The sequence below is a fragment of the Flavobacterium sp. genome, from assembly GCF_049240005.1.
Taxonomy (GTDB): Bacteria; Bacteroidota; Bacteroidia; order Flavobacteriales; family Flavobacteriaceae; genus Flavobacterium.
This window is the reverse complement of the sequence record NZ_JBMLTK010000039.1, coordinates 50098-60183: the sequence shown is the minus strand read 5'-3', so window position 1 is coordinate 60183 and position 10086 is coordinate 50098. Positions and strand designations below refer to the sequence as shown.

The following is a 10086-nucleotide window of genomic DNA, read 5'->3' as shown; positions in this document are numbered from 1 at the left end:
GCCTTTGAGGCGGTTTTTTTGTAGCTATTATTTAACGTGAGTTCGATATAAAAATAGAAGTTAGAAATCATTTAAATAGTTGATTACAAGGCGTATTTTCTTTGGGATACCGAGGTATCTCAAAAAAATACTACGAAGAAAGCGACTGTTTAAATGGTTAGCTTTTAAAATTGTGAGCGAAAATTTTTCTTCTTCCGGATACAACTCTTACTTCAAGCGATCTAACAAGGATTTTTATGTCGAACTCACGTTATTTAAGTAGTGCCAGCTGTATTCGTCCGGTTTGCAACGCTACCGACAATACCCGAACTCGAACATGTTGGTGCAATTTCACAACCGATGAAACATCACTAACAAAACCTTGTCCGAGGTTTGAAATATGAATCAATCCGCTTTGTTTGATACCTATATTCACAAAGCAGCCAAAAGCGGTGATGTTATTGACTATGCCCGGTAATTCCATACCTTCCCGTAAATCATCAATTGTTTTAATAGTCGAATCGAATTCTAAAACCAGAGCTTTCTTCCGCGGATCGCGAGCGGGCTTTTCCAATTCCTTCAAAATATCTTTTAAAACCAAAACACCCACTTTTTCGGTAACAAAATCTGAAGGTGCAATTTTGGCGATTTCTGTTTTGTTTCCTATTAATTCACCCACCGTAATTCCCAGAACTTTCGCCATTTTTTCAACCACAACATACGCTTCCGGATGTACCGCGGAATTATCGAGCAAATTACTTCCGTTGGTAATGCGCAAAAATGCCGCAGCTTGTTCAAAAGTTTTCTGACCCAAACCCGAAACCTCTAGCAGCTGTCTTCTATTGGTAAATCCGCCGATAGCTTCCCGAAATTTCACTATTTCTTCGGCAAGCTTCTCCCCTATTCCACTTACGTATTTTAAGATCGATTTTCCAGCCGTATTCAAATCAACGCCAACCGCATTAACAGCCAACATTACGGTTTTATCAAGTTCTTCTTTCAGTAAATTTTGATCAACATCGTGTTGGTACTGCCCCACTCCTATCGCCTTCGGTTCTATCTTAACCAATTCGGCAAGCGGGTCGGCCAATCGTCGACCAATAGAAACCGCACCACGAACGGTAACGTCGTAATTCGGAAACTCTTCTCGTGCAATTTTCGATGCCGAGTATACGGATGCTCCTGCTTCCGAAACCACAAAAACTTGAACATCGGAATGAAAAGGTACTTTTTTAATGAAACGTTCCGTTTCGCGCGAAGCTGTTCCGTCGCCAATCGCAATGGCTTCAATTTTGTGCGATTGTACCAAACTGCCGATTTTTTTTATTGCCATCGTTTCAGCCGATCCACCGTCGTGCGGATAAATCGTCTCGTTGTGCATTAAAGTACCGTATTCATTCAAACACACTATTTTACATCCGCTTTTAAATCCCGGATCAATTCCCATGATGCGCTTGGCTCCCAAAGGCGGTGCCAACAACAACTGCTTTAAATTGGCGGCAAAAACAATGATCGACGCCCGATCCGACTTTTCTTTAACCTCTTGTAAAACATCGTTTAAAATGCTTGGTTTTATGAGTCTCTTTAAACTGTCGGAAACCGCTGTTTGTAAATACGAATCGGGTTGTTTCCGAAAACCGGCGTTGCGAATGATTAGTTGTTCTAAATAATCATCGTCGACCTCATACCGGAGTTTCAACACGTTTTCGTTTTCAGCTCGTTGGATGGCTAAAAACCGATGCGGCGGTATTCGCGATAACGATTCTTGCTTATCGATGTACTGCGCGTACTTTGCTTTCTGCTCTTCGGTACAACTCGGATGCACTTTTGTTTGCATCAGCGTTTGTTTGCGCATGGTATTTCGCACCGACGTTCGCACTGCAGGTATTTCGCTCAACTGCTCAGCAACGATATCGAGCGCTCCTTGCAAAGCTAAATCTTCGTTTACGATAGTCGCGTTTAAAAACTGCGCTGCGTACACTTCTAAATCAACCGACTTCTGTTGAAAAATCGCATCGGCCAGTCCTTGCAATCCCGCCGCACGGGCTTTGGCTGCGCGCGTTTGCTGCTTTTGTTTGTAAGGCAAATACAAATCTTCCAAAACCACCAAACTATCGGCGTTTTGTATCGCTTCACGCAATTTCGGATCGTTTATTCCCTGCTTGTCTAATGCTTGAAAAACTGTTTTCTTGCGTTTCTCGAGTTCGCGAAATTGTTTGGCAAAATTCGAAATAGCATCAATTGTAACCTCATCGGCGTTCTGAGTAGCATCCTTTCGGTACCGCGCTATAAAAGGCAAGGTTGCACCTTGGTTCAATAAGTCTAAAACAGCTGTAACAACGGGCGAAGGAATTCCCGCTTTCTCAACAACAAAAGCAATTTCTGTCATATTTATGAGCAAGCAATTTTAGCAACTCGATTTGCATGACGCCCGCCTTCAAATTCGGTGTTCAAGAACACATCAACCATTTCCACAGCTTGCTGCACGCTGGTAAATCGAGCGGGTATGCTAATAACATTTGCATCGTTATGTAAACGAGCTAGTTGCGCAATTTCTTTGGTCCAACAAAGTGCAGCGCGAATTTTCGCATGCTTATTTACGGTCATTGCAATGCCATTTCCAGAACCGCAAATTACAATTCCGAACTGTGCTGCCCCGCGTTCGATATCTTCCGCCACAGGATGCCCGAAATCCGGATAATCTACGCTGGCGGTGGTGTCGGTACCGTGGTTTAAAACCTGGTGTCCGAGTTGTTCTAAATGGGCAACTATCGCCTTTTTATAGTCGGGTCCGGCGTGGTCGTTTCCTATCGAAATAATCATAATACTGTAATTGTGTTGCACAAAGGTACGTTTCGCAGCTCTAAAATGAGTCGATTTCTTCAAAAACCTAAGTCGTTGAAAATCTGACTACTTAAATTCATTTATTGCGACATCTGGCCTGATATTCAGCGAATTGTTGATAAAATATGTTAAAGTCTTAAAAATAAGACAAGAAGCATTGTGGTTTTTTTGTTGATAAATCAACATAACTTCTAACAGATTTTTTTGTGTGGAAACAGATTTTTTTACAAGACAAAATTCTCGCGAGATTATCAAATAAAGTTTGCCTTATTTTTTGAAAAGTTATCGACTAGTTTTTACGATTTCTTAACAAAAGTTCGGCTGTGAAAAAGCTGACGAAAACTAGTTTCGGTGGTTTTTCTACAATTGTCAATAAAGTTTGTAAAAAGCTCAAAATGAAACTAGTGCAAAGTTAAGATAATGTTAATAAATCGTTACAACTAAGTAAAAGCTAAGAATCAACTAAACGCTAAAATACTTTTTGTACAAATCAACACACTATACAACAACACATATATATTTCTATAATTAAAATTAATTTGTTGTTATTAATTGTTTGTTCATAGCTTTAAATTTCGGTTCAATTTCAAAGCTTCGATATTGCTTTTGTAAACCTGTACACATTTCGCTGTACCTTCGTAACAACGATTACACTATGACAAAGATTCCAAAAAAGCACGGAAAGAAGGTGAAAACCTATTCGGAGAAAATTCTAAAAATTCTCTCTAAATATCCGAACAGAGCTTTTAACTATAAACAAATTGCCGCTGTTCTTGAACTCGACGACACCAAGAGCCGAAATGAAATCATCAAAGATTTAAAAATTCTGGCCGCTCAAAAAGTGATCATCGAATCGGAACCTGGAAAATACCTCGTAAAAGCCGTTTCGCCGGATTACTACGAAGGAACCATCGATATGACCACGCGGAAAACCGCCTACTTCATCTGCGAAGATTTTGAAGACGATGTTTTTATTCCAACAAACAACCTCAACCATTCGCTAGATAAAGACAAAGTGCGCGTTTATGTGTACAACCGCCGTCGCGGAAAGAAACCGGAAGGCGAAGTCATCGAGATTATCGAACGTCATAAAACCGAATTTGTTGGCGTAATTGATATCCAAAAAAACTTTGCGTTTGTCAGTACCGCAAATCCGAAAATGTACACCGATATTTTTATCCCAAAAGATAAAACCGGTGGTGCCAAACAAGGCGATGTTGTGCTGGTAAAAATTGAAGATTGGCCAGCCAAAGCCGATTCGCCCTTCGGAGCCGTAATCAAAGTTCTTGGAGCACCTGGTGAACACCAAACAGAAATTCATGCAATACTTGCCGAGTACGGTTTACCCGCCGATTTCCCTGCGGAAGTACAAGCTTTTGCCGACGGTATCGACACCCAAATTACTGCTGTCGATATTGCTGCTCGGCGTGATATGCGAAAGGTACTCACGTTTACGATAGATCCGAAAGATGCAAAAGATTTCGACGACGCTTTGTCGTTTCAGTTTCTTGAAAACGGAAACTTCGAAATTGGTGTGCATATTGCCGATGTGTCGCATTATTTAGAAGAAGGAACCATACTCGATCAAGAAGCGTTTAATCGAGCAACTTCGGTTTATCTCGTTGATCGAGTGGTACCTATGCTTCCCGAAGTACTTTCTAATTACGCGTGTTCGTTGCGTCCGAATGAAGAAAAACTAACGTTCTCTGCTGTATTTGAAATCAATGCTAAGGCGCAAATTGTAAACCAATGGTTTGGTCGAACGGTTATTTATTCTGATTTCCGATTTGCGTATGAAGAAGCTCAACACATCATCGAAACTGCCGAACATACAATTCCCGCAGCAACATCGCTAACGGGAACCGATCGCGAAGTTCCGGAACCCATCGTAAAATCAGTACTAAAACTCGACGAACTCGCAAAAATTCTGCGAAAGCAACGCATGCAAAACGGTGCCATTTCGTTTGATAAAGTGGAAGTAAAATTTCACCTCAACGAAACCAACGATCCGGAAGGCGTGTACTTTAAAATCGCTAAAGATGCCAACCATTTGATTGAAGAATTTATGCTTTTGGCTAATCGTAAAGTAGCCGAATTCATCGGTAAACAGAAGAAAACTTTTGTGTATCGTATCCACGACGAACCCAATGAAGATAAGCTGATTAACTTCCAAACCGTTATTGCAAAATTTGGTTATAAAATCAACTTCCGCTCTAAGCAAGATATTGCCAAATCTTTGAATTCGATTTTAGAAGATGCTCAAGGAAAAAAAGAACAAAATTTAGTGGATACCTTGGCCATTCGAAGCATGAGTAAAGCCAAATATTCAACACAAAACATTGGTCATTACGGCTTGGCATTCGATTACTACTCGCATTTTACTTCGCCAATTCGCCGTTATCCAGATGTAATGGTACACCGTTTGTTGCAATTTTACTTGTTAGGCGGCGCCTCAGCGAATGCCGAGTTTTACGAAGAACAATGCAAACACGCTTCTGATATGGAAGTTTTGGCCACTAATGCCGAACGCGACAGCATCAAATACATGCAAGTTCGCTACATGCAAGATCACAAAGACGAAGAATTTCTCGGCGTAGTTTCCGGCGTAACCGAATGGGGCATTTACGTAGAAATTGTTTCAAACAAATGCGAAGGTTTATGTCGAATTCGGGAAATTAAAGACGACTATTATACCTTCGACGAAAAGCAGTACGCTTTGGTTGGTGCTGTCTCTAAAAATATTATACAATTAGGCGACGAAGTTTTCGTTAAAGTAAAAAATGCCGATTTAGTCAAAAAACAACTCGATTTTCATTACTTAAGAAAAAATGAATAAAGTCTTTCAATTTATAACTGTATTGCTTTTTTCAGTTTCAACTGTAGCGCAAAAATCCAAAACGCTTTCATTAACCGATTTTTCCAAAATTGAGGTTTTCGACCGAATTACCCTCGTACTCGTACCAGCAAACGAAACTAAAGCCGAAATTTCCGGAGCATATCAAAACGAGGTTACGCTCGTTCAGAAAAACGACGTTTTGAAAATTCGGATGCCATTAAAAAAGTTGCTGGATGGCGAGTTTACAAAGGTTATTTTATACTACAAAAACCTCTCACGCGTAGAAGCAAACGAAGGCAGTACTGTTTCGAATACCGATGTGCTTCAAGGTCAGAATATTGATTTTGAAGCCAAAGAAGGTGCTGAAATTCGAATAAATACTGAAGTTGAATTTGCTAAAAGCAGAGCTACAACCGGCGGAATTATTGTATTGGCAGGAAGGGCAGCGGTTCAAGAAATTAGCATCGGAACCGGTGGTAGGTTTGAAGGTAAAGATTTACAAACCGAAGAAACTACTGTTACAATAACTACCGGCGGAAATGCACAAGTAAATGCCAGCGAAACCGTTAATGCTAAAGTGCGAGCCGGCGGAACCATCGAAGTGTACGGAAATCCGAAAAACCTCAACGAAACGCGTGTTCTGGGTGGTACTATTGTTCGTAAATAAAGCAGAAACCGTGGAAAGTTAGTTTACTTTCTTTACCTTAGCCTTTCGCAAACGCAAAACAAACAAATGCTGCACGACATTTTACTAGCAATCCCACTCGGATTTTTGCTGTGCTTCATGATTGGCCCAGTTTTTTTTGTACTACTGGAAACCGCCGCAACTAAAGGATTACGAGCCGCTTTGGTATTCGATTTAGGTGTGGTTACCGCCGATTTTGTGTTCATCGCCGTAGCGTATTTCAGTTCGTATCGCTTAATAAACAACCTGCAAGACGAACCAGCACTTTTTATTTTCGGTGGCTTGATAATGGTAACTTACGGCTTAATTTCGTTTATAAAATTGCGGCGAAATTCAAAAGTTGCTATCGAAACAGAAACAGTCGAAATTCTAAAAAAAGACTATCTAGCACTTTACGGAAAAGGATTTTTATTGAACTTCATTAACGTCGGAGTACTCGGTTTTTGGTTGCTTATTTTTATCACCTTCGGACCCGCTTTAGAATTAAAAATGAGTCGTTTAATCGTATTTTTTAGTTCGGTAATTGGGTCGTATTTGCTAATCGACCTAGTTAAAATGTTGGCAGCAAAACGTTTAAAATCAAAAATGACTCCGAAAAATATTTCTCTTATTAAACAGATTACCAGTATTTTACTAATAATTTTCGGAATATCTATTATGCTGCAAGGTTGGTTTCCGAGCGATCAAAAATTGGTGAAAAAAGCAGTCGAAATCATCGAACCCAACGAATAGTTATCAAATTTTTTGATTGATTCTTTTTTTTCAATCCTTTTACTTTTTTCAATCTTTAAATCTTTAAATCTCGAAATCTTTCAATCTCGAAATCTCAAAATCTTTCAATCTTCATTGCGGCCCCCGCGCTTTCGCTACTAGTCCTCATTCTAAAATCCGCAAATGATGCGCAAAAACGCGCTCCTATGGTCGCAGTTTTTAACTTTCATTTGCAGTATTTTAGATTTCCGGGCTAATCGCTCTATCGCTGCCGCGGCATACGTTACCAAACAAATCGTTGCTAAGAAAATCGATACATCCACAAAGATTTTTTCTCGAGTTTTGTGCAGATGCTTTGATTTTTGAGATAATTACGTACATTTGCCGACCGCAATGGCGTCGTGGCCGAGTGGCTAGGCTGGGCTCTGCAAAAGCTCCTACAGCGGTTCGAATCCGCTCGATGCCTCTAAAAACCTTCAGATTTCTCTGAAGGTTTTTTTTTGAAGATTTTGAGATTTTGAGATTGCGAAATTTCGAGATTAGCTAATTAGTCTCTTATCAATAAGAAGCAAGATTTTGATATTATATAATTACCTCTTAATCTTTCAATCTTTCAATCTTTCAATCTCTCCCTCAAACAAATCGTTACTGAACTTACATCGCCACCAATCGGCGGATTTACTTTACTTACTTCAACTTCTAATTCTTCAACCAAAGCACTTTCTCTGAAAATTCGCTCAGAAATACGTCCGGCAACGTGTTCCAGTAATTTTGATGGGATCGCCATTTCTTCTTTTACAATTCGATTTAACAAAACATAATCGACCGTATCCGAAAGTTCGTCGCTAATAACCGACTTCGATAAATGGGCCCAAACCCGTAATCGAACCCGATAATCACTGCCTATTTTGGTTTCTTCTGCCAAACATCCGTGGTACGCATAAACACGAATTTCATCTAATACAATCGAAGCACTAACTGTTGCCATAATTCTGCGAAAGGGATTTATATCTTTGCAGCAAATTACCGAAAAATGTCAACCGAAGCCAAGTCGCTTAATTTTATAGAGCAAATTATTGAAGATGATCTCGCAACTGGATTAAATCGAAACGAACTGCGATTCCGATTTCCACCTGAACCTAACGGGTATTTGCACATCGGTCATGCCAGCGCAATCAATTTAAATTTCGGTTTAGGTATTGATTATCAAGCTCCTGTAAACCTTCGTTTCGACGATACCAACCCAGCAAAAGAAGAACAAGAATACGTAGATGCGATTAAGCGCGACGTTGCCTGGCTCGGATTTTCGTGGGATCGCGAATGTTATGCATCCGATTATTTTCAACAACTGTACGACTGGGCGGTGATGCTCATCGAGAAAGGAAAAGCCTACGTCGATTCGCAAACGTCGGAAGCAATGGCCGAACAGAAAGGTACACCAACTACACCTGGTGTCGATTCGCCATACAGAAACAGAGCGGTTGCCGAAAATCTCGACTTGTTTCAACGAATGAAAGCAGGCGAATTTGCAGAAGGAACACATATTTTACGCGCTAAAATCGACATGAGTTCACCTAATATGCTCATGCGCGATCCGATTATTTATCGTATTTTACACAAACACCACCACCGTACGGGTTCCGATTGGTGTATTTACCCGATGTACGACTGGGCACATGGTCAGAGCGATTTCCTAGAAGGAATTTCACATTCGTTTTGTACGCTCGAATTTTTACCACACCGCGAATTGTACGATTGGTTTTTAGATCAGATTGGTACTGGAACGGCAATTCGTCCGAAGCAACGCGAATTCGCACGTCGTAATCTGAGTCATACCGTTGTAAGTAAACGGAAATTGTTGCAGTTGGTAAACGAAAAATACGTTAATGGATGGGACGATCCGCGGATGTCGACTATTTCTGGTTTGCGTCGCCGTGGTTATACGCCCGAATCGCTTCGAAAATTTGCTGAAACCATCGGAATTGCCAAGCGCGATAACTTGATAAACGTTTCGGTATTAGAGCATTGCATTCGCGAAGATTTAAATAAAACAGCGCCGCGTGTTATGGCAGTACTCGATCCGGTTAAGCTTATTATTACGAATTTCCCGAAAGGCGAACAGCTTTCGCTTAAAGCAGAAAACAATCAAGAAGATGCAAACGCAGGTTTTAGAACAATTTCTTTTTCGAGAGAATTGTACATCGAACGTGACGATTTCATGGAACAGGTAACCGGAAAGTTTTTCCGTTTGTCGATAGGAGGAGAGGTGCGTTTGAAGAATGCCTACATTGTGAAAGCAACTGCGGTAGAAAAAGATGAAGAAGGGAGAATTACAGCGATTCACGCCACTTACGATCCCGACAGTTTGAGCGGAAGCGGTACCGAAGCTAGTGAACGAAAAGTAGCGGCAACCATTCATTGGGTTGATGCTGCTACCGCAATACCAGCCGAAATAAGGCTCTACGATCGATTATTTTTAGATGAGGCACCCGATGCACACAAAGAGCGAAATTTCCTCGAATTTGTGAACCCAGAATCGCTTAAAACCGTTACGGGTTTAGTAGAAGCCGGATTAAAAGCAGCTGTGGTTGGAAATAGGTACCAATTTCAGCGATTGGGCTATTTCTGTGTAGATACGGATAGTTCGGAAAGTAAGCTGATTTTTAACCGAACGGTAGCTTTGAAAGATTCGTGGGAAGAGAAAGGCAAGCAAGACGAAAATTTGATTAATAATTCGCTTAAAGAGCTCAATCGGTATTTTAAACTAACCGACGAAAACGAACAGACGGCTTTATTAGCGCAATTGAAAGCTCGTTTAGGACAAATAAAGAACTTCTCGTTGTTGCAACAAGCTGTTAAAAAGAACATTAACAACAACAAGGTTTCGTTGTTATTTGTACTTTTATTGTACAGCGGAAACGATTTGTTGCGTTATGCAGAGATGGATGCCGAAACGGCCGAGAAATTCGAAGGTTTGGTAGCGCGTTCCGATGTGCGATTGCAGGTAATTTTAGAACAGCTAAAAGCGTAG

7 protein-coding genes and 1 tRNA gene are annotated in these 10086 nt (G+C 40.6%); 5 read left to right on the top strand and 3 right to left on the bottom strand.

Translation table 11 applies throughout. The features are described 5' to 3' along the window. Positions 1-250: 250 nt before the first annotated feature. Both ACOVQQ_RS04160 and rpiB read right to left on the bottom strand, forming a co-directional pair. A complete protein-coding gene (locus ACOVQQ_RS04160; RefSeq protein ID WP_421817073.1) occupies positions 251-2368 on the bottom strand; it encodes a Tex family protein in 2118 nt (705 codons plus the stop codon). 2 nt (positions 2369-2370) lie between these two features. Further along, complete coding sequence (gene rpiB, locus ACOVQQ_RS04155) at positions 2371-2802, bottom strand: ribose 5-phosphate isomerase B (RefSeq protein WP_421817072.1); 432 nt, start codon at positions 2800-2802, stop codon at positions 2371-2373. Positions 2803-3478: 676 nt separating this feature from the next. Here rpiB and rnr point away from each other — a divergent pair. The 4 genes from rnr to ACOVQQ_RS04135 all read left to right on the top strand — a co-directional run bounded on the left by rnr (position 3479) and on the right by ACOVQQ_RS04135 (position 7521). After that, a complete protein-coding gene (gene rnr / locus ACOVQQ_RS04150; RefSeq protein ID WP_421817071.1) occupies positions 3479-5659 on the top strand; it encodes a ribonuclease R in 2181 nt (726 codons plus the stop codon). Then, positions 5652-6326, top strand: a complete 675-nt coding sequence (locus ACOVQQ_RS04145) for a head GIN domain-containing protein (protein WP_421817070.1) — start codon at positions 5652-5654, stop codon at positions 6324-6326. The genes rnr and ACOVQQ_RS04145 overlap by 8 nt, the downstream gene beginning before the upstream one ends. 66 nt (positions 6327-6392) lie before the next feature. After that, positions 6393-7076, top strand: coding sequence for a LysE family translocator (locus ACOVQQ_RS04140; protein ID WP_421817069.1), 684 nt, complete (start codon positions 6393-6395; stop codon positions 7074-7076). A 374-nt stretch (positions 7077-7450) separates the two neighbouring features. Next, a tRNA-Cys gene (locus tag ACOVQQ_RS04135) sits at positions 7451-7521 on the top strand. Between the two features lie 147 nt (positions 7522-7668). Here the strand turns inward: ACOVQQ_RS04135 and folB are convergent. Next, positions 7669-8043: a dihydroneopterin aldolase gene (gene folB / locus ACOVQQ_RS04130; RefSeq protein ID WP_421817068.1), complete on the bottom strand. Its 375-nt coding sequence runs from the start codon at positions 8041-8043 to the stop codon at positions 7669-7671. Between the two features lie 45 nt (positions 8044-8088). On the opposite strand from folB, the gene ACOVQQ_RS04125 reads away from it, so the two are divergent. Further along, the gene (locus ACOVQQ_RS04125; RefSeq protein WP_421817067.1) at positions 8089-10086 is read left to right on the top strand and encodes a glutamine--tRNA ligase/YqeY domain fusion protein; all 1998 of its coding nucleotides are present in this window, start codon (positions 8089-8091) and stop codon (positions 10084-10086) included.

Bases quoted from the DNA above. Each gene is read 5' to 3' on its own strand.
- ACOVQQ_RS04160 (WP_421817073.1), bottom strand. From the start codon at position 2,368: ATGACAGAAATTGCTTTTGTTGTTGAGAAAGCGGGAATTCCTTCGCCC.
- rpiB (WP_421817072.1), bottom strand. From the start codon at position 2,802: ATGATTATTTCGATAGGAAACGACCACGCCGGACCCGACTATAAAAAG.
- rnr (WP_421817071.1), top strand. From the start codon at position 3,479: ATGACAAAGATTCCAAAAAAGCACGGAAAGAAGGTGAAAACCTATTCG.
- ACOVQQ_RS04145 (WP_421817070.1), top strand. From the start codon at position 5,652: ATGAATAAAGTCTTTCAATTTATAACTGTATTGCTTTTTTCAGTTTCA.
- ACOVQQ_RS04140 (WP_421817069.1), top strand. From the start codon at position 6,393: ATGCTGCACGACATTTTACTAGCAATCCCACTCGGATTTTTGCTGTGC.
- folB (WP_421817068.1), bottom strand. From the start codon at position 8,043: ATGGCAACAGTTAGTGCTTCGATTGTATTAGATGAAATTCGTGTTTAT.
- ACOVQQ_RS04125 (WP_421817067.1), top strand. From the start codon at position 8,089: ATGTCAACCGAAGCCAAGTCGCTTAATTTTATAGAGCAAATTATTGAA.